Origin of the sequence: Streptomyces sp. SID1328, assembly GCF_009865595.1 — a bacterium.
Classification (GTDB): Bacteria; Actinomycetota; Actinomycetes; order Streptomycetales; family Streptomycetaceae; genus Streptomyces; species Streptomyces griseoluteus.
On record NZ_WWKH01000615.1, the window covers coordinates 1 to 24,736 of the forward strand.

The window sequence follows — 24,736 nt, forward strand, 5'->3', positions numbered from 1 at the left end:
CAACGCCGCAGATGTGCGTGCCAGACCCCGCGAACCCGGCAAGATCCGGAAGACAGGCCCTGCAGCTCGCCGGCCTTAAAGGAGAGGCCCGATGATTGACGTGCTGGTCGTGGACGACGATTTCCGTGTCGCCGAGATCAACGCCAGGTATGTGGGCAAGGTTCCCGGCTTCCGGGTGGCCGCCCGCGCCCACAGTGCCGCCCAGGCGCTGGCCGCCGTCGAACGCGGCGGCGTCGACCTGGTGCTGCTCGACCACTATCTGCCGGACCGCACCGGCCTCGAACTCGTCCACCTGATGCGCCAGCACGGCCACGGCACCGACGTCATCATGATCACGGCGGCCAGCGATGTGACGACCGTGCAGCAGGCGATGCGCCTCGGCGCCCTGCACTACCTGGTCAAGCCCTTCACCTTCAACGCCCTGCGCGGCCGCCTCGACTCCTACGCCGCCCTGCGCCGCACCGTCGACCGGGTGGGCGGACGCGGAGTGACCGGCCAGGAACAGGTCGACCGCATCTTCGGCGCCCTGCGCACGGCCCTCGCCCCCTCGGCCCCGGGCCTGCCGAGCGGTCACACGGAGCCGACCTCGGACCTGATCTGCGGTGTCCTGCACGGCGCGGAGCAGCCCTTGTCGGCGCACGAGGTGGCCTCCCGCACAGGGCTGAGCCGCTCCACCGCCCAGCGCTATCTCCGTCACCTGGAGCAGGCGGGCCGCCTACGGCTGTCCCTCAGATACGGGGACACCGGGCGGCCCGAGCACCGGTACGCCTGGGTGACGCCGTGACGTCACCCAGGCCCGGTGCCCTTACACGGCTCCGGCTCCGGTCAGCGACCGCACCTCGGTCTCCGCGAACTTGGCCTCGTCCGGCACCTCGTCCGAGGTGACCGTGCCCAGCCAGCCCGCGAGGAAGCCGAGCGGGATGGAGACGACGCCCGGATTCTGGAGCGGGAAGTACTGGAAGTCGACGCCGGGGAAGAGCGAACCGGGGCTCCCCGACACCACGGGCGACAGCAGCACCAGGATCACCGCCGGGATCAACCCGCCGTACACGGCCCAGACCGCGCCGCGCGTGGTGAAGTTCCGCCAGAACAGCGAGTACAGCAGCGTCGGCAGATTCGCCGAGGCGGCCACCGCGAAGGCCAGGCCGACCAGGAACGCCACGTTGAGGTTCCGCGCCAGCAGCCCCAGCGCGATCGCCACGACCCCGATGGCGGCCGCCGCGATCCGCGCCACCGCCACCTCGCCGCGCGGGGTGGCGGGCCTGCGTCGCAGCGACGCGTACAGGTCGTGGGCGACCGACGCCGAGGAGGCGAGGGTGATCCCCGCGACCACCGCGAGGATGGTGGCGAAGGCGACGGCGGCCACGACCGCGAACAGCACGGTGCCCCCGGTGGAGGAGGCGCCGCCGCCCAGGTCGAGCGCCAGCAGCGGGATCGCGGTGTTCCCGGCCGCGTTGGAGCGGCGCAGCGCGTCGGCGCCCACCACGGCGGTCGCCCCGAAGCCGAGGACGATCGTCATCAAGTAGAAGCTGCCGATGAGCCCGATCGACCACACCGTGGAACGCCGGGCGGCCCGCGCGGTCGGCACCGTGTAGAAGCGGGACAGGATGTGCGGCAGGCCCGCGGTGCCCAGCACCAGCGCCAGGCCGAGGCTGATGAAGTCCATCCGCGCGGTCCAGTCACCGCCGTACTTGAGCCCCGGCGCCAGGAACGAGGCCCCGTGCCCACTGCGCTCGGCCGCCGTCAGCAGCAACTGGTTGATGTCCCCGTGGAACCGCACCAGTACCAGCACGGTCATCACGATCGTCCCGAGCAGCATCAGGACGGCCTTGACGATCTGAATCCAGGTGGTCGCCCGCATCCCGCCCAGCGACACATAGATCACCATGAGCGCGCCGACCCCGATGACCGTCCACGCCTGCGCGGCCCCGCCGGAGCCGCCGAGCAGCAGCGCCACCAGGCTTCCGGCGCCCACCATCTGGGCGACCAGGTACATGACGGAGACGGTGACCGAGGCGGAGCCGGTGGCGATCCGCACCGGCCGCTCGGCCATCCGCGCGGCGACCACGTCGGCCAGAGTGAACCGGCCGCAGTTCCGCACCAGTTCGGCCGCGACGAACAGCACGACCAGCCAGGCCACGAGGAACCCGACGCCGTACAGCAGCCCGTCGTAGCCGTACAGCGCGATGAGCCCCGTCACACCGAGGAAGGAGGCCGCCGAGAGATAGTCGCCGGAGATGGCGAACCCGTTCTCCAGCGGGGTGAAGAGCCGCCCACCGGCGTAGAACTCCTCCGCCGAACCATGTCTGCGCCGGCTCACCCAGGTGGTGATGCCCAGGGTCACGGCCACGAACGCGCTGAACAGGACCAGCGCCAGCATCTGGTGGTGGCTGGTCACGAGGTGCCTCCCTGGACGCCACGGGTCAGCTCCTGGGTGTCCCAGCGCAGTTCCAGCGCGGGTCGGTCGCGCCGCAGTCGCGCGTGCCGTGCGTAGGCCCAGGTGAGCAGGAAGGTGCTGGCGAACTGCCCCAGCCCGGCGAGCATCCCCACATTCACCGCTCCTATGACGGGCCGCGCCATCAGACCGGGCGCTGCCGTCGCGGTGACCACGTATCCCACGTACCAGACGAGGAAGGCGGCGGCTCCCGGCACCACGAACCTCCGGTACCGGCTGCGCACCTCCTGGAACGCCTCGCTTTGCTGCACCGCGAGATACACGTCGCGGGCACGAGCCTCCGCGATCTCCCGCTCGGCCTCACCGCGCGGCCGCGGTACGGCCACCGGTGCGGGCATCCCCGCCCCGTCCAGCTCACCCCAGCCGGCGGTCAGCGTGTCGTGCCACGGGTCCTCCTGCCGCACGTCGCGGGAAGTCACGCTCTGCTCTTCCTGGTTGTCGGCCGAACTTCCGGGACCGTTCCCGGCACCGAACTGTCGACCATTGCTTGACTGCATACCCAAGGATGGACAGATCGGGAAGATCCGCGACACATCTTCCCGTACCACTTCACCCCATCAGGTGAGTCACTCCACCCTCGGCCGCACCATGCCCTTCGCAAACGCGTAACGCACCGCCTGCGCACGGTCCTTGAGGCCCGTCTTGGCGAAGAGGTTGTTGATGTGCGTCTTCACGGTCGCTGTGGAGACATGCAACTTCCGGGCGATCTCCTGGTTGCTGAGTCCCTCGCCGATCAGCACCAGCACTTCGCTCTCGCGGGCGGTCAGCCCGTCGGGCGGCTCGGGCGGTGCTGCAGTCGTCCGCACCTCGGCCTGCGACAGCTTCTCCAGCAGCCGGAGTTGGATGCCCGGTGCCAGCCCCGCCTCTCCCGACAGCACGCTCTGGACCGCGCGCACGATCTCCTCCCCGCCCGCGTCCTTCGTCAGGTACCCCCGCGCCCCGGCGCGCAGTGCGGCGAACAGCGACTCGTCGTCCGCGAACGTGGTCAGCACCACCACCTGGGTGCCCGGGTACTCGCTCCGGATGCGCCGGGTGGCCTCCACCCCGTCACACCGGGGCATCCGCAGGTCCATCAGCACCACATCCGGGGCCAGTTCGCCGACCAGGCGCACCGCCTCCTCGCCGTCCCCGGCCGCGCCGACCACCTCGAGGCCGGGCAACAGCCCCAGCAGCATCACGATGCCTTCCCGCACCACGGTCTGGTCATCGGCGACCACCACCCGCGCCAGCTTCCGTTCCCCCTCCGGCGCCGTCATACCGGCACCTTCAACGTCACCACGAACCCCTCCTCGTCCGGCCCCGCGTCAAGCGAGCCGCCCAGCAGTTCGGCGCGCTCCCGCATGCCCAGCAGACCGTACCCGCCGCCGGAGGAGGCCAGTTCGCCCGGACGCCCGCCCTTGTCCCGCACATCGAGGGTCACTTGATGCTCGCTGTAGTCGAGCCGGACCCGCACCTTCGCACCCTGGGCATGCTTGCGGACGTTCGTCATCGCCTCCTGCGCCACCCGGCGCACCGCCTGCGACGCCTCGGCCGGCAGCGTCCTGCGCTCACCCGTGACGGTGACCTCGCCCCCGTCCGGCACGCTGACGAGGTCCGTCAGGAACTCCTCCAGCGGGGTCAGTTCACCCCTGAGCGCCGACAACGCCTGACGGGTCTCGGCGAGCCCGTCACGGGCCATGCCCCGCGCGGCCACCACCCGCTCCAGCACCTGCTCACGGCTCGCGTCGCGCTCCAGCAGCAGCCGGGCCGCCTCCAGGTGCACCATCTGCGCCGAGAGGCTGTGGGCCAGCACGTCATGGATTTCCCGCGCTATCCGCGCCCGCTCGCTCAGCGCGGCCGACTCCGCCTCCGCCTCCCGTGCGGCCCGCTCCTGGGCGAGCAGCCGCTGCGCGTTGCCCCGCGCCTCCGAGTCCAGCCGCGCGACGTAGCCGGCCAGCGCCAGCCCGGCCACGGTGGACGCGGTGGTGAGCCACACGTCCTTGTTGAAGACCGCGAAGGAGGCCAGGGCGACCGAGGTCACCGGCACCGCCGCCGCGAGGGGCAACCGCTCCAGCGCGAGGATGCCGCAGCCGCACCAGAGCACCAGGGCAGGGCCCCCGAAACCTGTCACCTGGGCGGCGACCGCCAGGGCCAGGAGCACCACGACGAGCGCCAGGGAGGGCAGCAGCCGGTGTGCGTAGGTGGCGCGGAAGTAGCCCCACGCCGCAGCGGAAGCCAGCAGTACGCCTGCCACGGCGGCGGTCTCTCCCCACGGAGGGATGCCGTCCCGCCTGAGGGCCGCCCACAGCAGCAGGCCGAGCAGCACCACCCTGATGGCCCGGGCCATCAGACGCCGGGGGCGGCTGACGCCCGCCTTGCTGAGCGCCTCGCGTGAGGGCCAGCGGGTCCAGGCCTTCTCGTTCACACCCGCTCCTTCCACGTGGGCCGTGCCACCGGGGCCGCCGGTGCCGACGGCGTTCCGTCACCGTACGTCGGTGCCGGGGCGGGCGAGGAGGTCAGCAACGACGCCCGCCGGGCGGTGATGCCGCCGCGGACCAGCAGGGTCGCGGCGAGGCCCAGCATCAGGGCGGCGCTGTCCTGCCGGACCCCGAGGGCGTATCCGAGGCCGAAGAGGCCGCCGCGCAGGGCTATCCCGCCGGCCCACACGGCGGCGGCGGCCTTGGTGCTGCGGCTCCACACGACCCCGTCCGGCGCCCTCCAGATCCGGGTGGTCCAGGCCCAGCCGGCTCCGGTGGCGACCCCGACGGCCACTTCCGCGATGAGCAGTCCGAGCGACTCGACGCGGTGGTGGGAGTCCACCATGCCGGGCCCGCGCAGCGACATGACCGCGAGAATCGCGGGCGCCAGCCACCAGCGCCGCTCGGCGTCGACGGCGTGGGTACGGAACTGCCTGGCGATCACCAGCACGGCGACGGCCACGATCACCGACGCGTCGACGAACCCGGACATCCGAGCCTCCGTGTACGAGAGGGGCGTCGGAGGCGGTCGCTCCCGACACCCTCGAAACTACGGAAATCCGCAGGCCACGGGATCGGAGCGGGGGTGGATCGCGGGTGGATCTCCACTGGGCGGACTTCTCCACCCACGGGTGGAGCGATCTCGGGGCGACCCCTGAGCCGCCCCTCCCGGCCATCCCGAACCTCCCGGACCCCCCTGACCCGGAGCACAGAGCTCCACAAGCACGGCACGGCACGGCACGGCAACGGCAACGAAAACGGCAACGAAAACGGGAGCACCGGCCAGAGCCAGTACTCCCGTCGTCCCGCCCGCACCCGGTCAAGGCCGAGTGCACACGGCTATGCGTCGATCCGCGACCGGTCCAGCGTCGCCGCCGAGCTGGAGATGAACTCCTTGCGCGGCGCCACGTCGTTGCCCATCAGCAGGTCGAAGACCTGCTCGGCGGCTTCGAGGTCCGCGAGGTTGATCCGGCGCAGGGTGCGATGGCGCGGGTCCATCGTGGTCTCGGCCAGCTGGTCGGCGTCCATCTCACCGAGGCCCTTGTAGCGCTGGATGGAGTCCTTGTACCGGACGCCCTTGCGCTGGAACTCCATGAGCGTGTCCCGCAGCTCGCGGTCGGAGTACGTGTAGACGTACTTGTCCTGCCCCTTCTTCGGCTGGACCAGCTCGATGCGGTGCAGTGGGGGCACGGCGGCGAAGACCCGGCCCGCCTCGACCATGGGCCGCATGTAGCGCTGGAAGAGCGTGAGCAGCAGGCAGCGGATGTGGGAGCCGTCCACATCGGCGTCCGTCATCATGATGATCTTGCCGTAGCGGGCGGCGTCGATGTCGAAGGTGCGGCCCGAGCCCGCTCCTATGACCTGGATGATCGCGCCGCACTCGGCGTTCTTGAGCATGTCGGTCACGGACGAGCGCTGCACGTTGAGGATCTTGCCCCGGATGGGCAGCAGTGCCTGGAACTCGGAGTTACGCGCCAGCTTGGCCGTACCGAGCGCGGAGTCGCCCTCGACGATGAACAGCTCGCTGCGGTCGACGTCGTCGCTCCGGCAGTCGGCGAGCTTGGCGGGCAGGGACGAGGACTCCAGGGCGGTCTTGCGGCGCTGGGCGTCCTTGTGCTGGCGGGCGGCCACCCGGGTGCGGGCGGCGGCGACCACCTTCTCCATGACCGTGCGGGCCTGCGCGGCGTCGTCCCGCTTGGTGGAGGTGAGGAAGGCCTTGAGTTCCCGGGCGATCACGGTGGAGACGATGCGGCGGGCCGCCGACGTGCCGAGCACCTCCTTGGTCTGGCCCTCGAACTGCGGTTCGGCCAGGCGGACGGTGACGACCGCCGTCAGACCCTCCAGGGCGTCGTCCTTGACAACGTCGTCCTCTGCGACGCGCAGCATCTTCTTGGCGCGCAGCACCTCATTCATCGTCTTGGTGACCGCCTGCTCGAAGCCGGCCACGTGGGTGCCGCCCTTGGGGGTGGCGATGATGTTGACGAAGGACTTCAGGTTGGTGTCGTAGCCCGTGCCCCAGCGCAGCGCCACGTCGACACCCAGTTCGCGGGTGACTTCGGTGGGCGTCATCTGGCCGTGGTCGTCGAGGACCGGGACGGTCTCCTTGAAGGTGCCCTGACCCGAGAAGCGGAGTGTGTCGCAGACCGGCTTGTCGGTGGCCAGGTACTCGCAGAACTCGCTGATGCCGCCGTCGAAGCGGAAGGATTCCTCGCCCTTGCTGCCGCCCTCGCCGAGACCCATCTCGTCACGCACGACGATGGTGAGACCCGGCACCAGGAAAGCGGTCTGGCGAGCGCGCTGGTGCAGGTTGTCCAGGGAGAGCTTGGCGTCCTTGAGGAAGATCTGCCGGTCGGCCCAGTAGCGCACGCGCGTGCCGGTGCGGTTCTTCGGGATCTTCTTGGTCTTGGTGAGGCCGGTCCCGGCCTCGAACTTGGCCTCCGCGCCGCCTCGGGCGAAGGCCCCCGGAACACCGCGGCGGAAGCTGATGGCGTGGGTGCTGCCGCCCCGGTCCACCTCGACGTCGAGCCGGGCGGAGAGCGCGTTCACCACGGAGGCGCCGACGCCGTGCAGACCGCCGGAGGCAGCGTAGGAGCCGCCGCCGAACTTGCCGCCGGCGTGCAGCTTGGTCATGACGACCTCGACGCCGGACAGGCCGGTCTTGGGCTCGACGTCCACGGGGATGCCGCGGCCGTTGTCCCGGACCTCGACGGAGCCGTCGTCGTGGAGGATCACCTCGATGTGGTCGCAGTAACCGCCGAGGGCCTCGTCCACGGAGTTGTCGATGATCTCCCAGAGGCAGTGCATCAGGCCGCGGCTGTCGGTCGAGCCGATGTACATGCCCGGACGCTTGCGCACGGCTTCCAGGCCCTCGAGGACGAGGAGGTGCCGCGCGGTGTAGTTGGAGCCGTCCCGGTCTGCTCCTGCCAGCAGCGCTGTGGACGGCACGGACGTATCGGCGGTCACGCGGTTCGCTCCTCGCTGAATTTCAGATGGGCCCCTGGTGGGTACGGGGCCGGCTTCGGTCGCCGCTCAGAGGGTACCGATGCCTGGTAGAGCCGGTGTAACGCCACCCTCGGCGGGGAACTCAGACTAGCCGAGGGTCGTACGGACGTTCGATCCCTCGATGGAGTGAAGCACACATCACGTTCCCTTCGACGCATGAACCATTTAGGCTCCGGGCACGTCCTCATCAACAACCGGCAACCCAGCCGGGAGGACCGACCCCCTAAGACCGCGCGAACCCGTACGCACCAGACCACGCACTACGGCACATTCGCCGCCAACCGGCAACAACCAGTCATCCCGAAAGAAATTTTCGAAGGAAAGCCCCGAGCGGGAACGAATTCGGCCTGGTTGGATGTTGACCCTGGTACGACAGCTCGTCGAGCTAGAGAAGAGGCGACGTGACTACTGTTCTGACCCCCGCGAGCCCGCTGACGGCCGCCGATCGCTGCGACCGCTGCGGCGCCCAGGCATACCTGCGCGTCGTCCTGCTGAGCGGCGGAGAACTGCTCTTCTGCGCCCACCACGGGCGCAAGTTCGAGCCGGAACTCAAGAAGATCGCCGCTGAGATACAGGACGAGACGGAGCGGCTCACGTCCGTTCCCGGCACCTCTGCCCCTGAAGAGCGCTGAATCTCGTACCCACCCGACGAGCCAGCCCCGGCACAGGCCGGGTTGACGGGCGGCTGCTTCCCCAGGGGAGCGGCCGCCCGTTCTGGTACCCGGAGGGGCGACCCAGGCGCTCTCAGGAGCGCCCGGGGGCCTTCTCGGCCTCGTCCTCGGCCGGCTCCAGCGTGCGCACGACCTGGGACACCCGTGTGTAGACACCCGGACTGCCCGCCTGCCCGCACCGGCTCCCCCAGCTCACCAGCCCGATCAGCCGTCCCCCGGCGACCAGCGGGCCGCCGCTGTCGCCCTGGCAGGCGTCCGGCCCTCCGGCGGCCTCCCCCGCGCAGAGCATGGAGGCAGCGCGGTAGGTGCCGTCCCGGCCGCCCGGATAGGCGCGGGTACACAGGTCGTCGGCCAGCACATGCACCCGCGCGGCGCGCAGCCGGTTCGTGTAGGCACCGCCGCCGCTGGTGTCACCCCAGCCCGAGACCATGGCTTCGGTGCCGGCCGCGTACGCCGGGTCACCGGCCGCCGCCATGGGCACGACTGCGCCCTGCGGCACGGGCTCGGCGAGGGTGAGGACTGCGTAGTCGCCGGCATTGGTGGCGGGATCGTAGGCCGGGTTCACCTTGATGTCCCGTACGGCCGTCTCCTGGCCGTCGGTGGCGAGCAGGTCGGTGCGGCCCGCGATGACCTTGAAGTCGCGCACCCGGTTCGGGGGCGTGCCCACGATGCCGTCGGCGACGCAGTGGGCGGCCGTGAGGACGGTGGTCGGCGCGATCGCCACCCCGCCGCAGAACTGGCCCGCTCGGCTACCCCCGAACCGGTCACGGCTGGAGAGCGCCACCGTCCACGGGGCCTGGGACACATCTATCGGAAACCCGCCGACCACGATGCTGTCGGCCACGGCAGGAGCCGCATCGATCAGGGGTATCGCGCTCAGCGTGGCCGCCAGGGAGAGCGGCCGGATCAGGGCCCGGACATAGGTACGGCGCATGCGGAGTCCTCACTCAAAGTGCTTCTTGAACACCCAGAGTCATCCAGCACCCGATGGCCCGCAGCACGAGGGCCCGGCCCCCGCGAGGGGAACCGGGCCTTCGGTGTTCGTACGGACTCGACCTAGTCGAGGTAGTCGCGCAGCACCTGCGAACGCGACGGGTGGCGCAGCTTCGACATGGTCTTCGACTCGATCTGGCGGATGCGCTCACGCGTCACGCCATAGACCTTGCCGATCTCGTCCAGGGTCTTCGGCTGGCCGTCGGTGAGACCGAAGCGCATCGAGACAACGCCGGCCTCGCGCTCCGACAGGGTGTCGAGCACCGAGTGGAGCTGCTCCTGGAGGAGCGTGAAGCTGACGGCGTCGGCGGGGACGACGGCCTCGGAGTCCTCGATGAGGTCACCGAACTCGCTGTCGCCGTCCTCGCCCAGCGGGGTGTGCAGGGAGATGGGCTCGCGGCCGTACTTCTGGACCTCGATGACCTTCTCGGGGGTCATGTCGAGTTCCTTGGCCAGCTCCTCCGGGGTGGGCTCGCGGCCCAGGTCCTGGAGCATCTGACGCTGCACGCGCGCGAGCTTGTTGATGACCTCGACCATGTGCACCGGGATGCGGATGGTGCGGGCCTGGTCGGCCATCGCGCGGGTGATCGCCTGACGAATCCACCAGGTGGCGTACGTGGAGAACTTGTAGCCCTTGGTGTAGTCGAACTTCTCGACCGCGCGGATCAGACCGAGGTTGCCCTCCTGGATCAGGTCCAGGAAAAGCATGCCGCGGCCGGTGTAGCGCTTGGCCAGGGAGACCACCAGACGGAGGTTGGCCTCCAGGAGGTGGTTCTTGGCGCGGCGGCCGTCCTCGGCGATGATCTCCAGCTCGCGCTTGAGCTTCGGCGCGAGCTTGTCGGAGTTTGCGAGCTTGTCCTCGGCGAACAGACCGGCCTCGATGCGCTTGGCCAGCTCGACTTCCTGCTCGGCGTTGAGCAGGGGGACCTTGCCGATCTGCTTCAGGTAGTCCTTGACCGGGTCGGCGGTGGCGCCGGCCGCGGCGACCTGCTGCGCGGGCGCGTCGTCCTCGTCCTCGTCGGACAGCACGAAGCCGGCGGCCTCGGTGCCCTCGGGCTCGTCGGCGGTCTTGGTCTCCTCGACGACCTCGTCCTCGAGAAGCTCGGCGTCGTCCTTCTTGGCGCTGGTCTTCTTGGCCGCCGTCTTCTTGGCCGTGGCCTTCTTCGCGACCGTCTTCTTGGCGGTGGTCTTCTTGGCAGCGGCCTTCGTGACGGAGGCGGCGTCGTCGGCGTCCTCACCCGTGGCGGCGGCGGCCGGAGCGGCCGTGGCCTTGCGGGTGGTCACCGTCTTCGCCGCGACCGTCTTGGTGGCGGTGCGCTTGGCCGGGGTCTTCGCTGCGACGCTCTTGCGGGTGCGCTTGGGCTCTGCGGCACTGACCATCAGCGTCACACCCTCTTCCTCAAGGATCTGGTTGAGGCTGCGCAGTACGTTCTTCCACTGAGTGGCCGGAATCTGGTCAGCTTCGAAGGCCCGACGCACATCGTCGCCGGCGATCTGCCCCTCAGCCTTTCCCCGCTCAATGAGCGCCATGACAGAGACGGACTCGGCGATCTCCGGCGGGAGCGTACGGGATGTGCTGGCCGACACGAACAACCTCTCGGAACGTTGGAAAGCGGCTTCCGGCACCGTCCGTCATGGACAGGCGCCGACCACCGGCCTGGGGATGGGCCGACGGCGCGGGCGGGGCCGGGAAGAGACACAGCGCCTGGCACGGCGTCCGTATTCCCTTCGCGGCTGTTCACCTCTTAGGTCATCGCGCTGTTTCCGGGAGCGTTACGCCCAATCCGCGTGGCCCGAGTCACACCCTCCCGACAGCCAAATGCGATCACATGTGAACGAAGCGGTCCGCTGCCGATTTCCGCCTTGATCACTTCACCGGTCCGGGTGGTCCGTCGTACCGCCGGACTCGGCCGGATTCCAGGGAGTCCGGCCGAGTCCGGCGACGGCGGGACCCGGTCGCGGTACCGCCATCTCGATCACTGGCGCGCGCCACGGGCGGGCGCGCCGTCCGCATCCCCGTCAGTGCTCGCGCGGCGCGGGGACCACGCGCTCCACCTCGGGGTGGACGGTGAGGAGCTGACGCATCGCACCCTCGGCCACGGCGCCGTCGCCGCTGCCGAGCCCTTCTACGATCCGCGCGTGATGGGCGACGGACGCCTCGGTCGGCCGCTCACAGCCGGTGGCGGGGCCGCCGGAGACCTGAAGGGCGGCGGAGACGATCCCGGACAGGTGGTCCAGCATCCGGTTGCCCGCGACCTGGATCAGCAACGCGTGGAATTCGGCGTCTGCCCGCGAGAAGTTCAGCGCGTCACCCTGGGCGAGGGCGTGGCTCATGATCTCCACCAGGTCGACGAGGCGCTGCTGCACGTCCTCGCGGCCGTGCCCGGCGGCCAGGCGGGCGGCGAGCGGCTCGATCGTCCAGCGCAGTTCGTTCAGCTCGCGGCGCTGGTCGTCGCGCTGCGGGCCGAAGGCGCGCCATTCGATGATGTCCGGATCGAGCAGGTTCCAGTCGCTCACCGGGCGCACGCGGGTGCCCACGTTCGGCCGGGCACTGACGAGGCCCTTGGCCTCCAGGACCCGGAGGGACTCGCGCACCACGGTGCGGGAGACCTCGAAACGCTGGCCGATCTCCTCCGGCACCAGGGGGCGGTCGGCACCCAGGTCGCCGGAGACGATCATCTGACCGAGCTGCTGGACGAGCTGGCCGTGCAGTCCGCGCCCGCGACTGCCCGCGGCGCGCCGGCTCACGCGGCCCAGGTCGGAATCGGCGCCCTCCCAGGCGGGCGCCGTCACGCGGTCGGCCATCGGGGCCTCGGCGTAGGGGTAGCGGTCGAGTTCGCCCGGTCCGGCGAGGCCGGAGTCGGCGGAGCGGGCGGCGGTCATCATGGTGTGCGCAAGGGTACTCACGCATCTTTTGTCGGCGTTGCCGCCAACTGCCTTGAGGGCTTTGGTGAAAAGCACACGAAAGGGTGATCGCTCACCCCGTCGCAATTGACGCCTTATCGGAAATAAACGGGCTTTCTGTGGGGAGTTGTGTGCACAGCGGCTCGGAAACCGCACCTCAGGGCGTCATCTCGCCCTGGCGCGCAGCGTCGTGATCAAGTACGCGCACAGCAGCGCGGTGAGTGACAACGTCATTGCGCCCCCCACGGGTTGGGCGATCACTCGCGCAAGTCCCAGCAGATAGCGCTCCCCTCCGAAGGGCCACTGGAGCAGAAGAACCTCCCGCATCCGCACGTGAATCCCGGCCGCGACTCGCACATATGAGCCTTCGGAGAACCGGTGCACGAGCGGGACGACAGCCACCGGCACCGCCAGTACTGCCGCCAGCCCTGCCGCCGTGGACCGGAACACCCCGGCCGCCAGCACACCGGCCCACGCGCAGCCGACCATGAGCGCCAGCCAACTCGCACACAGCGGCAGCCAGTCTCCGGGGACCTGGACCAATTCCCGGCCGTAGACGAGATAAAGAAGCTCGGCGTCACAGCCCAGGGCGAGAAAGGCCAGCATTCCGGCGGTGATTCCGGAGACGAAGAGCTTCGCGGTGAGCAGCCCCAGCCGTCGGGGAACGGTGCCCCGGTCCACCGCCAGCGCGGGGTGCCGGAACTCGTCCCCGAAGGCGAGTGCGCCGAGCAGTCCCGCCGCGAGCGCGACCGGCGGCAGGGGCAGCTCGCGCGGCCAGGCGGCGAACAGGCGTGCCTGCGGGGTGTGCCCGATACGGGCCAGCACCACGGCGGTGATAGCGGACACGACGAGGGCGACACCGCAGACGACGTATCCGGTGCTGATCCCGGTCGCGCGCCGGAGTTCGTAGCGCAGGGGACGGAGGGGGCTGCGTACGGAGCGGACGGCGACGGGGAGCGGCAGGGGTTCGGGGGCCTCTGCGGTCCCGGCTTCCTCCGGCTCCGCGGCACCCTCCGGCACTGCAGCGTCTTCGGCCGGTGCCGGCTGCTCCTCCCCGAGTGGCTCCAGCCGCATGTCACCGACCTCATCAGCGAGTTGGTGGATGAGGATGCCGTTCCGGAAGGCGGTCTCGCCGACGTCCGCCGTCGTGCTGCCGTACACGGAGAGGTGGTTGCCCTCCTCGCGGACGACCTCCACGGAACGCCGTTCGCTGCGTGCCTCCGTGGTAAGCAGGTGGGCCAGGCGTGCGGCGTGGGGGCTGCGGACGGCTACACGCGGCCGGAGCCGGGTACGGGCGAACTCCGCCGCCTCCAGGTCGGCGGCGACCCGGCCCGCTTCCAGGGTGACGACGTGATCGGCGTGCCGGGCGGCCTCCTTGGGGTCGGCGGTCGCGAGGAGTACGGCACCCCCCTGCTCGGCGTACTCCCGCAGGGTGGAGTGCAGCCAACGTGCCTCCGGCGCGGAGAGTCCGGCGGCCGGTTCGTCCAGCACGAGGGTGTGCGGGTCGGGCAGCAGGGCGCAGGCCAGGCCGAGTCGGCGGTCCATCCCGAGGGACAGCGTGCCGAGCCGTTCCTCGCGGAGGCTGACGAGGCCGACCTCTTCGAGCACTTCGTCGGCCCGCCCGGCCGGGACGCCGGCCGCCGCGCAGAGCATGCGCAGGTGGTTGCGGACCGTGCGGGAGGGGTGTCCTGGTACATCGCCGAGCAGTACGCCGACTTCACGTGAGGGGTGGGCGATGCAGTGCAGTGGGCGCCCTCCGAAGTAGGCGATGCCGCGCCCCCGCTGGAGTTCCAGCATCAGCCTGAGCACCGTCGTCTTGCCCGCGCCTCCCGCTCCGAGCAGGGCGGTCACCTGGCCGGAGCGCGCTTCGAAGGAGACGTCCTCGACGGCGGGCAGCTGGTCTTTGAGGGAATCACTGGTCAGTCCGACAGCCTGGATCACCTGACGGAAGATAGCGCGTTATGTCCTGTTTTCCAGGTATCACCTCTTCTGTCCGGCAATTGTTCGACGGAGGGTCAACCTGCATGGCTCACTTGCCCCATGAGCGTCCCGCGCGCGACCACTCCCCAACTGCCGCGCCCGGGATGGTTCGCCGCCCGGCCTCAGACCTCGGGGCGGAGCATCGGGGGGTTGAGCAGAGTGGCGCCGCCCGCCCTGAAGAGCTGTGCGGGCCGGCCACCCTGGCGCGTGGTGGTGCCGCCCGTGGGGACGAGGAAGCCGGGCGTGCCGGTGACCTTGCGATGGAAGTTGCGGGGGTCGAGCGCCACGCCCCAGACGGCCTCGTAGACCCGGCGCAGCTCACCGACAGTGAACTCCGGCGGGCAGAACGCGGTGGCCAACGAGGAGTACTCGATCTTGGAGCGGGCGCGCTCCACTCCGTCGGAGAGGATCAGGGCGTGGTCGAAGGCCAGGGGCGCCATCGGTTCGCCGTCACGGCCGTAGCCTCCCTGCTGGAGCAGCTCCTCCACCGGTGCCCAGCGCGCGTTGCTGGCGTCGCCGCCCGCGCGCGGGGCGGGGAGGTCGGGCGCGAGGGCGAGGTGGGCGACGCTCACCACGCGCATACGCGGATCGCGCTTCGGATCGCCGTACGTGGCGAGCTGCTCCAAATGGGCACCGTGGTCCTGCGCCGGAGTCGCCGGGTCGTGGGCCCGGAGTCCCGTCTCCTCTGCCAGCTCGCGCGCCGCCGCCTGGGCGAGGTCCTCGTCGTCCCGTACGAAACCGCCCGGGAGCGCCCACCGCCCCTGGAAGGGCGACTCGCCCCGGCGTACCGCCAGCGCGCACAGGGCGTGGCGGCGCACGGTCAGCACGACCAGGTCCACGGTGACGGCGAAGGGCGGGAACGCTGACGGGTCGTAGGGCATGTCGCGATCATAGTCGTCTTCCTGACGATAAACACTCCGTTCGCTGGGAGGATCGGTGAATCCGCTGGGGCCCGGATGGAGGGAACAGGTAGTCCGGGGCGCCTGCTCAGCCGTCCTCCCCGTCGTGACACGTCTTGCCGACTCCGGAGGGGGTGGGGCGTGAGCGGGTAGGGCGCCGGGTCTGGGCTTGCGGGCGCTGGGGGCAGGGCCCGGTGTTACGGGGAGCGGTCTTGCCAGGGGCGGTGTCACCCGGGCCGGTGGAGCGGGTGCGGCGCTTTCGGCGCGGCGGCGTGGCCGTGTCCGCCTCCGTGGTGTCCTGCACGGCGAGGGTGGCGTCCGGAGGGAGCTGGGAGCCGGATTTCTGCTCCGGGATGTTCGGCGCCGTCGAGGATGGCCCCTCCCCCGTTGTCCGCCCGTCCCGTTCCTGCCGGAGGCATCGGCGGATGGACTCCGGGTCCAGGCCCTCGTTGCACGCCCGGTGCAAGAGCTGGGCGAAGAGGTAGTGCGGGTCGGCACCGAGCGCCATGGCCAGGGCCTCTCGGGCCTCGATGTCGTCGCCGGTCGACCAGGCGACCCAGCCGGCCAGGGTCAGTGGAGCCGCCGCGTGTTCGCGGTACGGGCCGACGCAGCGGCGGGCCAGTGCCCGCCAGAGCCGCAGGGCGGGCGCGCCGTCGTCACCCTCCATCCAGGCGGCCGCCCGGTCGCGGGTCGTGCGGTCCTGCAGACCGAGGATGAGGGTGGCCGCCTCGTCGTGGCCGAGGAGCGCGTCGTCGCGGACGTCCGCCGGGTGGACGCCCGACACCGGCGCGGCCTCGGCGAACCGGCGGATGATCCGTCCGGCCAGGTCCAGTGTCTCCTCGGCCACCTCGGCGCGGCTGGTGTCGTCCAGGATGCGGGGCACCAGCGACATGCCGGCGGCATCCAGCGCGACCTCCTGCTCCAGCGCGGCCGAGGTCTCCCAGGGCTGCATCCTCGCGCGCAGCTCCCGCAGCGAGCCCCGTACCTGGATGCCGGCGTAGGTGGCCGCGGCCGCCATGGCCGAGGTGCCCGGCATGCCCATCGGCGTGCCGTCGGGCGGGCAGCAGCTCTCCACCGGGCAGACGTACGACCAGAAGCGGGCGTCCGAGACGCACAGCGCCTCGATCACCGGTACATCGAGACTGCCGCACTCGGTGCGCAGCAACTGGGCGAGCGGGGCGAGCCGGAGCATCACGTCCCGCCCCGTCTCCCCCGGCCGTGGCTCCTGGCAGACGTAGGCCACGATTCGGTCGGGCCGGGAACCTCGCCGCCGGGTGCCGAGCACCAGCCCTCTGGCGATCTGCCGCGCCGCCGCCTGCCAGTCCTCGACGCCGGCCGGGATGCCCAGGCGGGCACGCCCGCCGAAGTTGCCCCGGTCGAGCAGGCTGACCAGCACCATGCTGTCCTCCGGGCGGTACCCGAGCAGATAGGGCAGCGCGTCCGCCAGCTCGGCGGGGGTGCGCAGGGCGATCGGGGTTTCGGGCGTGATCTGCCCGTCGAAGGACACTCCCGCCGCGATGTCACCGTTTTCGAAGGGTTCGGTCGTTTCGCCGTGATTCGTCATGCGCTGACGATCCCGCGAATCCCGAAATCCCGCTGGGCCTGTGGATAACTGGTCCTGTGGATAAGTCGAAGCAGGGACACGACAAACGAGCCCCCACCGGCCCCACGGGCTCTACCCCCAGCCAACCTCACCCCGCCGCAGCCAAAACCAACGGCAGGACCTCCCCCGCCCCCGCTCGCCGCAACAACCGCGCCGCGACCGCCAGACTCCACCCGGACTCGGTCCGGTCGTCCACGAGCAGGACCGGCCCCGGAGCACCGGCCAGAGCCTCCGCCAGTTCCCCCGGCACCGTGAAGGCCGACGCCAGCGCCTGCAGCCGCTGAGCGGAGTTGCTGCGATGCGCCTGATGCGCCCCGGCCTCCCCGCTGTACGCGAGCGCACCCAGATACGGCAGCCGCCCGATCTCGGCCACCCGCTCCGCGAGCGAGGCGACAAGCTGCGGTCGGCTCACCGAGGGCATGGCGACGACACCGACCGGACGGGCCATGGCGTCCGGCGTGTTCGACGCCCACCCACCGGCCGAGCGCGCCCAGTCGGCGAGGACCTCCACCACGGCCTTCAGCACGTCCTCCGGGACCGGACCGTCAGGCGTCTGCTCGGCCAGCAGCGGCCGGAGCCGGTTGCCCCAGCCGATGTCCGAGAGCCGGCCCAGGGCACGCCCGGTGGCGCACTGCTCCTTCGCCGGGATGCGGCCCTTGAGGTCGATGCCCAGCGCGGGCATCCCCGTCGGCCACATGCGGCGCGGCTCGATCTCCACGCCGGGCCGGTCCAGTTCACCGGCGGCAGCCGTCAGCGCCTCGGCGGAGACGGCCGTGTCGATCCAGGCGCCCGCGCAGTTGTCGCAGCGCCCGCACGGAGTGATCTCCACGTCGTCGAGCTGGCGGCGCAGGAACGCCATCCGGCACTCGTCCGTGCCGACGTAATCCCGCATGGCCTGCTGTTCGGCGGCGCGCTGGCGGGCGACCCAGGCGTAGCGTCCGGCGTCGTAGACCCATTCGGCGCCGGTGGCCGTCCAGCCGCCCTTCACCCGGTGCACGGCGCCGTCCACGTCCAGCACCTTGAGCATCAGTTCCAGCCGGGTGCGCCGCAGGTCCACCAGCGATTCCAGCGCGGGCACGGACAGCGGGCGGCCCGCGTCGGCGAGGGCGGCCAGGGTCTGGCGGACCTGGGACTCGGGCGGGAAGGCGACCTCCGCGAAGTACCGCCAGATCGCCTCGTCCTCCTTGCCCGGCAGCAGCAGCACGTCCGCGTGTTCGACGCCTCGCCCCGCGCGGCCCACCTGCTGGTAGTAGGAGATCGGGGAGGACGGCGAGCCGAGGTGGACGACGAAGCCCAGGTCGGGCTTGTCGAAGCCCATGCCCAGCGCGGAGGTCGCCACCAGGGCCTTGACGCGGTTGTCCAGCAGGTCGGCCTCGGCCTGCTGGCGGTCGGCGTTCTCCGTCCGGCCGGTGTAGGAGGCGACGACGAAGCCGCGTGCGCGGAGGTAGGCGGTGACCTCCTCGGCGGCCGAGACGGTCAGCGTGTAGATGATCCCGGAGCCCGGCAGCTCGTTCAGGTGCTCCGCCAGCCACGCCAGCCGGTGCGCCGCGTCGGGCAGCCGCACCACGCCGAGCCGCAGACTCTCCCGGTCCAGCCGCCCCCGCAGCACCAGCGCCTCGCCCGCGCCGGTGCCCAGTTGCTCGGCCACGTCCGCCGTGACGCGCGCGTTGGCCGTGGCGGTGGTGGCGAGCACGGGCACGCCGGGCGCCAGTTCCTGGAGCATGGTGCGCAGCCGGCGGTAGTCGGGGCGGAAGTCGTGGCCCCAGTCGGAGATGCAGTGCGCCTCGTCCACGACCAGCAGGCCGGTGGTGGCCGCCAGCTTGGGCAGCATGCGGTCGCGGAAGTCGACGGAGTTGAGCCGTTCCGGGCTCACCAGCAGGACGTCGACCTCGCCACGCTCCACCTCCTCGTGGATGGCATCCCACTCCTCGGGGTTGGCCGAGTTGATGGTGCGGGCCTGGATGCCTGCCCGCGCGGCCGACTCGACCTGGTTGCGCATCAGCGCCAGCAGCGGCGAGACGATCACCGTGGGACCCGAGCCGCGACGGCGGAGCAGCGCGGTGGCCACGAAGTACACGGCCGACTTGCCCCAGCCGGTGCGCTGCACGACCAGGGCCCGGCGCCGGTCCACCACCAGGGCCTTGACCGCCTCCCACTGGTCCTCCCGCAGCCGCGCCGAACCCTCCGGCGCGCCGACCAGCTCGGCGAGGACGGCGTCGGCTTCGGTGCGCAACTGCTCCAGGTCGTTCATGCCCCCATGCAACCGCACCCCACTGACATCCGGCCACTCGCCTTACGGACGGCTCCCCGTCGGCCGGACCCGCTCCTCCTCGGCAGCAGGGACCGGCGCGTCCGCGCGTGCCCCGGCCAGGGCCACGAGGGCGGCGAGCAGTGCGACCAGTCCGCCCGCCCACAGTCCCGAGCGGGCGCCGAGGGTATGGGTGGCGGCGCCGACGAAGAGGGCGCCGAGTGGGGTGCTGCCTTGCAGGATCACGGTGTAGAGAGCCATCACCCGGCCCCGGTGAGCCGGGTCGCCGCCCAGTTGGATGCGGTGGTTCGCCGCCTGGACGAAGTAGAGCGAGGCGAATCCGGTCGGGACCAGCAGCGCCAGTGCGACGGGCAGGTTCGGCGCCCACCCCGTGATCAGCTCCAGTGCCCCGAACACGCATCCCCAGGCGGCCACCAGCCGCGCCGAGGGGCGGGTCCGGCGCAGGGTGCCGCCCAGCGCGGCCAGTAGGGAGCCTCCGGCGAGCGCGGCGGTGAGGAGGCCGAAGGACGCGGCCTCGGTGTGGAACACCACGCGGGCCATGAGCGGCAGTGTCAGCGGCAGATTGAGGCCGAAGAGGGCGACCACCGCGACCAGGGCGAGTGTCGTGAGCAGGTCGGGCCGGGTCCGCAGATGGGCCAGGCCCTCGATGACGCGCGCGGGCGTGTCGGTGCGGGGCGCGCGGTGTAGCTCCGCCGGGCGCATGGCCCGCAGCCCGGCGACCGTGGCCGTGTAGCTGACGGCGTTGAACAGCATGACGGTCCCCGTGCCCGACCACTGGATGAGCAGCCCGGCCAGCGAAGGGCCCAGCACGCGCGCGATGTTGAAGTAGGCGCCGCTCAGCGCCGAGGCGTTGGGGAGCAGTCCGGGGCCGACGAGTTCGGTGATGAAGGACAGCCGGGCCGGGACCTCCACGGCATTGGCCATGCCGAGCGCGGCGGCCGCGACGTAGACGTGCCACAGCCGGGCGGCGTCGGCGGTCACGAGCAGGCCGAGGACGAGGGCGAAGACGCCGGAGGCGATGTTGGCGCCGGTCAGGAGGGCGCGTTTGTCGTACCGGTCGGCGAGCCGGCCGCCGTAGAGGGTCAGCAGGAGGACCGGGGTGAACTGGAGGGCGGTGACGGTGGCGAGGGCTCCGCCGGAGTCACCGGTCAGCTCCAGTACGAGCCAGTCCTGGGCGACGGCCATCATCCAGGTGCCCGTGGCGGAGGCGATCTGGCCCACCACGAAGAGCCGGAAGTTGCGCACCTTGAGGGAGCGCAGGCTGGTGGCGAGCAGGTGGCGGCCGGTTCCTCGCGTCATGATCCGGTCCTACCAGCGGCGCTCGGACGTGGGCCGAGCCGCGCCGCGCGCGACCCGGATCGCTGCTACGCGCGTGTGGCCGGGATCTGGGAAACCCCGCCTTGAGTCACCGCGTCCTTTCGAACGCCGGGCGACGCATGCCTTCCAACGGCGGCAAACCGGCCTGGTCGCGGTACCAGTCGGCGTACTCCGGGAAGCGCCCGGCGAATCCGGCGCCCGGCTCGACACCGGACTCGCTCCACAGCGACTCGTCGGTGAACCAGTGGTCGACGGCGAGCATACCGAGGTGGTGGCGGGCGGCGGGGTGGTCGAGCACCCGCTGGCGGGCGGTCTCGGCCGAGATGCGCGGGGCGTCCTCGGTGAAGATCCCGAAGGTCTTCGCCACGGTGGACAGCAGCAGTTCCCCCGCCACGGGATCAGGGTGGGTGACGTAGTGGACACGTCCCCCTCCGCCCGCCGGGTCCGCCGTGGCCACCGCGAAGGCGACCCGGCCCAGGGTCCCGACGTCGATCATCGACTGCAGCCCGGCCCAGCCGTCCGGGAGGCCGCCCAGGGTGCGCAGCAGGGCCAGGATGCCGGGGATCACCCAGCGGTCGCCCCGGCCGTGAACGAGGTGGGGACGCAGAACCGTTCCACCCGCCCCGAGCACGTGTTCCTCGGCTGCCGCGCGGGTGCGACTGGTGTCAGAGGCGGGGGCGACGGGCACCTCGCCGGGCCGGGCATCGCGGAAGGGCCCGCGTCCGTGTACGGCGGCCGTGCTGAGGTACACGAACCGCCTGACTCCGGCCCGGCGTACCTCGTCCGCCAGGGCGCGGGTGCCGAGGTCGTTGGCCTGGTGGAGCAGCTCCGCGTGGCCGCCGATCAGCCCCGCGCAGTGCACGACGGCGTCCACGTCCGCGCAGGCGCCGCGCAGCGAGGCGGTGTCGGTGAGGTCGCCGTACACATACTCGACGTCCGGGTCGGGCGTGGCCGGCGCAGTGCGGACGAGCAGCCGGAGCCGTACGTCCTCGGCGGCACCGGCGGCCCTCAGCACGTGTCCGCCGATGAAACCGCTCGATCCGGTGATGAGCAGGCGCCGGGTCATCGGGCCGCCTCCGGGGTGTCGCCGAGGGTGGCGGTGAAGACGGCCTCGTCCCCCTGGACGCCCTCGACATGGACCGAGACATCACCCTCCGGGGAGGTTTCGCGCCGGGCGCGGACGAGACACGGCTCGTCGAGTTCGGCGTACCGGTGGAAGGCGATCACCAGCGAGGCGGGCAGGAAGCGCCCCTCGGGAGTCAGCGCGACGGCGGCCTGCCGGGCGGCCTCCAGGAGCACCATGCCGGGGACGTGGTCGTTGGCCCGCGCGAAGAGCGTGGGATGCGCGGTGTCGAGCCGCAGCCGCCACCCGGCCCCCTCCTCAAAGGGCGCGAGCACGACGTCCCTCGGGTCACGCCGCCCGACCCGCTCGGGCGGTACGCCGTCCAGCAGCGGTACGCGATCACCGGCGGCGTCCAGCCTGTCGCCGCGCAGCCTGCGGTAGGCCCGCTCCGAGGTGCAGCTCAGGCTGCCCGTACTCGTGGCCAGGAGCCGCCCGCCACGCTGGAAGGTCAGCCGCACCCTCATCCCGGCCAGACTCCTGGCCCGCATCTGGACCTCGGAGCACTCCACGACGACGTCGACGCGGCCCGAGGCGTACGAGAGGCCGAAGTCGGCCGTGGCGAGGGCGTATTCCATGTCCCACATGACGAAGTGGTGGTCGGCCGGGACGCCGTACTCGGCGTGGGCCAGCATCATCGCGGTCTGCCGCATGGTCTCCGCGACCAGCAGCGGGTCCTGGACGCCGCCGGGGAGCGGAGCGAAGAAGCGGTGGGCGGCGGGCCAGTCGGCGACGACCAGATAGCGGTGTTCGGCCAGCCGGGTCCATTCCACGGGGAAGGCGTCTTCGGCGTCCGGCCGGTGCACGAGTTCTCCGGTGGCCCGGCCGCGGTGCACGGGAGGTTGACCGGTGTCGCCGGAGTCGGGTACAAGAACCAGCGGGTCGGTCTGGTCTTCGGGCGGTGCGGCGGGGTCCGGTGCCTGCGTCATGACCGTCCGTACGGCCGATGAGGTGCCGATGACGGTGCGGTCGGCTATGAAGCTGATGCCTTCAGACATGGATTGCCCTTTGAGTCCGGTGTGATCAAGGCTCGTTCCCCCTCGACAAAATACTGACAGTCCGGTTCTCTTCGTGTGCGAACCTGACCAAGCTCTGACATAGAAACAGGGGCGACAGCCCATGGCACGCCAAGCACGCGCGATCCAGACCCGCAAGACGATCCTGCTGGCAGCGGCCGCCGTCTTCGACGAACGCGGTTACAGCGCCGCCACGATCACCGAGATCCTCGCGCGCGCCGGGGTCACGAAGGGTGGCCTGTACTTCCACTTCGCCTCCAAGGAGGAGCTGGCCCTCGGGGTGATCGCGGCCCAGCTCGAAGTGGGCCCGCTGCCGCCGCAGCGCACCAAGGTGCAGGAACTCATCGACCAGGGGCTGCTGTTCGCGCACCAGCTACGGCACGACCCGTTGACGCGGGCGAGCGTGGGTCTGGCGATGGACCAGTGGGGAGAGGGGCCGGAGCGGAGCAACCCGTTCCACGGCACGCCGTTCCAGTCCTGGGCGAACCGGCTGACCCAGTTGCTCGTGGAGGCGCGGGAACGCGGCGAGCTGTTGCCGCACGTCGACCCGGCGGAGACCGCCGACCTGCTCGCCGGCTCCTTCACCGGCATCCAGTGGATGTCGCAGATCCTGTGCGAGCGCGCCGATCTGGGGGAGCGGGTGACGGTCCTGCTGAGACACCTCCTGCCCAGCATCACTCTCCCCCAGCTCATGCCCACCCTGGACCTCGCCCCGGACCGCGCCGAACGCCTGCTGGCCCAGCGGCCCGCGGAGGCGGAGGAAGGGGAGGAAGAAGAGGGCGAACCCTCTGCTCGCATCAGCGCCTGAAACCTCCTCCGGCGGCCCGTCCGCGGACCGCGCGCCGTCCCAGGCGTCGTCCGTGGTCTCTGTGGGTAGGGATATAAGCCCCGGACCGCCAGATAAGCGTCGGCGGCCTCAATTGCTCGTTGCCGCAATCAAGTTCGACAGGAAGAATTGAAGTCCGCTCCCCGCACGGCTCGCCCGTGTTCCGGCTGGGCTTCACTGCGGTGCGCGCTCCCCCGAATTCCGACCTCGCCCGCAGTGTGGGCGCGTAGCCGAAGGGAGGAACGTGACCTTCGGATTCGCCTCGTCCTCGGCGGCCTCGTTGTCGACGTCCGCGTCCGCCGCTTCCGTCAGCCGCCTGCTCGAGCCCGCGGAGTGGGCCGCCGCCGGAATCCCCCTGTTGCGCAACCCGCGCGAGGTCGTCAGCGGCCTGCACGTCCGCCATCGCCCGAGGCCGTCGACCGCGATCGTGGCCGTCCTCGATCCGGACGAACGGCTGCTGGCCAGCGCCTCGTTCACCCGGCGCTCCGCCCCGGCGGACGGCTGGATGTTCCGCAACGCGCTGCTGGACCAGTTGCGCCGGGTCATCCCGCACGACCTGCGCCGCCGGACCCCGGTGCGCACCGCCGTGCTGCTGTACTGCCGCGAGGGCGACGCACGCTGGACGGAGGAGGACGGCGCCTGGATGTGGGGGCTGCGCGACGCCTGCACGCTGCACGGGCTGCGCTGCGGCGCGTACATCACGCTGACGCACGACGGCTGGCAGGTGCTCGGCGAGGGGCGCGGCGGACGCCATCCCCACGCGCACTCCGCCCCGGAGCCCTTCGCCCTGTCCGAGTCGCCGCCGCTCATGCCGCGCACCGGCGGACCCGTCTCCGAGGTCATGCGCCGGGCCGCGGCCCGCTGAGCGAACTCGTCCCCGGTGCCGGACACTTCGGCACCGTAAGCCGGTAAACCACTGCGGCGCCGCGCGGGCCGAGCAGCCGCCCGCTGCCTTGTCACGGCGGAGCGGCTGTCCGGCGCGCGCGGCGCCGTCGGTCGTGCGGTGGGGTCAGACCCCGGCGCCCAGCACCGCGTTGATCTGCTGCGGGTCGCCGCAGACGATCAGCAGGGCTCCGGCCCGCGTGTGGGCGACCGGCAGGGCGGTGGCGGCAGCGGCGGCGTCGTCTCCGTTGACGGCGACGATGACCACGGGCCGGGAGGCGGCACGGGCGGCCATGGCGCCGTCGGCGTAGAAGACGTCGTCACCGGCGTCGTGCTGCGCCC

20 protein-coding genes and 1 pseudogene are annotated in these 24,736 nt (G+C 71.4%); 4 read left to right on the forward strand and 17 right to left on the reverse strand.

Annotated features, from left to right (window positions below; all coding sequences use genetic code 11):
* Nucleotides 1-91 precede the first annotated feature (91 nt).
* Entirely contained in the window at nucleotides 92-784 is a 693-nt protein-coding gene (locus GT030_RS19770) for a response regulator (RefSeq protein WP_161202242.1), read from the forward strand.
* 21 nt (nucleotides 785-805) lie between these two features.
* Here the strand turns inward: GT030_RS19770 and GT030_RS19775 are convergent, their stop codons facing one another.
* The 6 genes from GT030_RS19775 to GT030_RS19800 form a co-directional block, all read right to left on the reverse strand.
* Nucleotides 806-2,398 (reverse strand): cation acetate symporter, encoded by a 1,593-nt coding sequence (locus GT030_RS19775; protein WP_161202243.1) that lies wholly within the window; start codon nucleotides 2,396-2,398, stop codon nucleotides 806-808.
* Nucleotides 2,395-2,952 (reverse strand): DUF485 domain-containing protein, encoded by a 558-nt coding sequence (locus GT030_RS19780; RefSeq protein WP_202460301.1) that lies wholly within the window; start codon nucleotides 2,950-2,952, stop codon nucleotides 2,395-2,397. Before GT030_RS19780 ends, GT030_RS19775 begins: the two co-directional genes overlap by 4 nt.
* A gap of 69 nt (nucleotides 2,953-3,021) precedes the next feature.
* Complete coding sequence (locus GT030_RS19785) at nucleotides 3,022-3,711, reverse strand: response regulator transcription factor (protein ID WP_161202244.1); 690 nt, start codon at nucleotides 3,709-3,711, stop codon at nucleotides 3,022-3,024.
* The gene (locus GT030_RS19790) at nucleotides 3,708-4,859 is read right to left on the reverse strand and encodes a histidine kinase (RefSeq protein ID WP_161202245.1); all 1,152 of its coding nucleotides are present in this window, start codon (nucleotides 4,857-4,859) and stop codon (nucleotides 3,708-3,710) included. Before GT030_RS19790 ends, GT030_RS19785 begins: the two co-directional genes overlap by 4 nt.
* Nucleotides 4,856-5,404: a DUF1453 domain-containing protein gene (locus GT030_RS19795; protein WP_161202246.1), complete on the reverse strand. Its 549-nt coding sequence runs from the start codon at nucleotides 5,402-5,404 to the stop codon at nucleotides 4,856-4,858. Before GT030_RS19795 ends, GT030_RS19790 begins: the two co-directional genes overlap by 4 nt.
* 347 nt (nucleotides 5,405-5,751) lie before the next feature.
* Nucleotides 5,752-7,875, reverse strand: coding sequence for a DNA topoisomerase IV subunit B (locus GT030_RS19800; RefSeq protein ID WP_161202247.1), 2,124 nt, complete (start codon nucleotides 7,873-7,875; stop codon nucleotides 5,752-5,754).
* A gap of 440 nt (nucleotides 7,876-8,315) precedes the next feature.
* Between GT030_RS19800 and GT030_RS19805 the strand changes: the two genes are divergently transcribed.
* On the forward strand, nucleotides 8,316-8,546 hold the full coding sequence (locus tag GT030_RS19805; RefSeq protein ID WP_161202248.1) for a hypothetical protein: 231 nt from the start codon (nucleotides 8,316-8,318) through the stop codon (nucleotides 8,544-8,546).
* 112 nt (nucleotides 8,547-8,658) lie between these two features.
* Here GT030_RS19805 and GT030_RS19810 read toward each other — a convergent pair whose 3' ends face one another.
* From GT030_RS19810 to GT030_RS19855, 10 genes are all read right to left on the reverse strand, one after another.
* Entirely contained in the window at nucleotides 8,659-9,519 is an 861-nt protein-coding gene (locus GT030_RS19810) for a serine protease (protein ID WP_161202249.1), read from the reverse strand.
* A 122-nt stretch (nucleotides 9,520-9,641) separates the two neighbouring features.
* On the reverse strand, nucleotides 9,642-11,165 hold the full coding sequence (locus GT030_RS19815; protein WP_161202250.1) for an RNA polymerase sigma factor: 1,524 nt from the start codon (nucleotides 11,163-11,165) through the stop codon (nucleotides 9,642-9,644).
* 432 nt (nucleotides 11,166-11,597) lie between these two features.
* The gene (locus GT030_RS19820) at nucleotides 11,598-12,485 is read right to left on the reverse strand and encodes an FCD domain-containing protein (RefSeq protein ID WP_346009689.1); all 888 of its coding nucleotides are present in this window, start codon (nucleotides 12,483-12,485) and stop codon (nucleotides 11,598-11,600) included.
* 162 nt (nucleotides 12,486-12,647) lie between these two features.
* Complete coding sequence (locus tag GT030_RS19825) at nucleotides 12,648-14,423, reverse strand: ABC transporter ATP-binding protein (RefSeq protein ID WP_161202252.1); 1,776 nt, start codon at nucleotides 14,421-14,423, stop codon at nucleotides 12,648-12,650.
* Between the two features lie 161 nt (nucleotides 14,424-14,584).
* Nucleotides 14,585-15,343: an NUDIX hydrolase gene (locus GT030_RS19830; protein WP_161202253.1), complete on the reverse strand. Its 759-nt coding sequence runs from the start codon at nucleotides 15,341-15,343 to the stop codon at nucleotides 14,585-14,587.
* A gap of 106 nt (nucleotides 15,344-15,449) precedes the next feature.
* Nucleotides 15,450-16,925 (reverse strand): DUF4192 domain-containing protein, encoded by a 1,476-nt coding sequence (locus GT030_RS19835; protein WP_161202254.1) that lies wholly within the window; start codon nucleotides 16,923-16,925, stop codon nucleotides 15,450-15,452.
* 127 nt (nucleotides 16,926-17,052) lie between these two features.
* On the reverse strand, nucleotides 17,053-19,215 hold the full coding sequence (locus GT030_RS19840) for a RecQ family ATP-dependent DNA helicase (RefSeq protein WP_161202255.1): 2,163 nt from the start codon (nucleotides 19,213-19,215) through the stop codon (nucleotides 17,053-17,055).
* Nucleotides 19,216-19,257: 42 nt separating this feature from the next.
* A complete protein-coding gene (locus GT030_RS19845) occupies nucleotides 19,258-20,532 on the reverse strand; it encodes an MFS transporter (RefSeq protein ID WP_161202256.1) in 1,275 nt (424 codons plus the stop codon).
* Nucleotides 20,533-20,638: 106 nt separating this feature from the next.
* Nucleotides 20,639-21,616, reverse strand: coding sequence for an NAD-dependent epimerase/dehydratase family protein (locus GT030_RS19850; RefSeq protein ID WP_161202257.1), 978 nt, complete (start codon nucleotides 21,614-21,616; stop codon nucleotides 20,639-20,641).
* Nucleotides 21,613-22,668 carry a ScbA/BarX family gamma-butyrolactone biosynthesis protein gene (locus GT030_RS19855; protein WP_237522684.1) on the reverse strand — a complete coding sequence of 352 codons (1,056 nt, stop codon included), beginning with the start codon at nucleotides 22,666-22,668 and terminating at the stop codon, nucleotides 21,613-21,615. The genes GT030_RS19850 and GT030_RS19855 overlap by 4 nt, the downstream gene beginning before the upstream one ends.
* A 121-nt stretch (nucleotides 22,669-22,789) precedes the next feature.
* Here GT030_RS19855 and GT030_RS19860 point away from each other — a divergent pair, with 121 nt between their 5' ends.
* Nucleotides 22,790-23,494: a ScbR family autoregulator-binding transcription factor gene (locus GT030_RS19860; RefSeq protein WP_161202258.1), complete on the forward strand. Its 705-nt coding sequence runs from the start codon at nucleotides 22,790-22,792 to the stop codon at nucleotides 23,492-23,494.
* 262 nt (nucleotides 23,495-23,756) lie between these two features.
* Nucleotides 23,757-24,377 (forward strand): hypothetical protein, encoded by a 621-nt coding sequence (locus tag GT030_RS19865; protein WP_161202259.1) that lies wholly within the window; start codon nucleotides 23,757-23,759, stop codon nucleotides 24,375-24,377.
* Between the two features lie 144 nt (nucleotides 24,378-24,521).
* On the opposite strand, the pseudogene GT030_RS19870 reads toward GT030_RS19865, so the two are convergent.
* Nucleotides 24,522-24,736: pseudogene (locus GT030_RS19870) on the reverse strand (hypothetical protein); the annotation flags it as partial.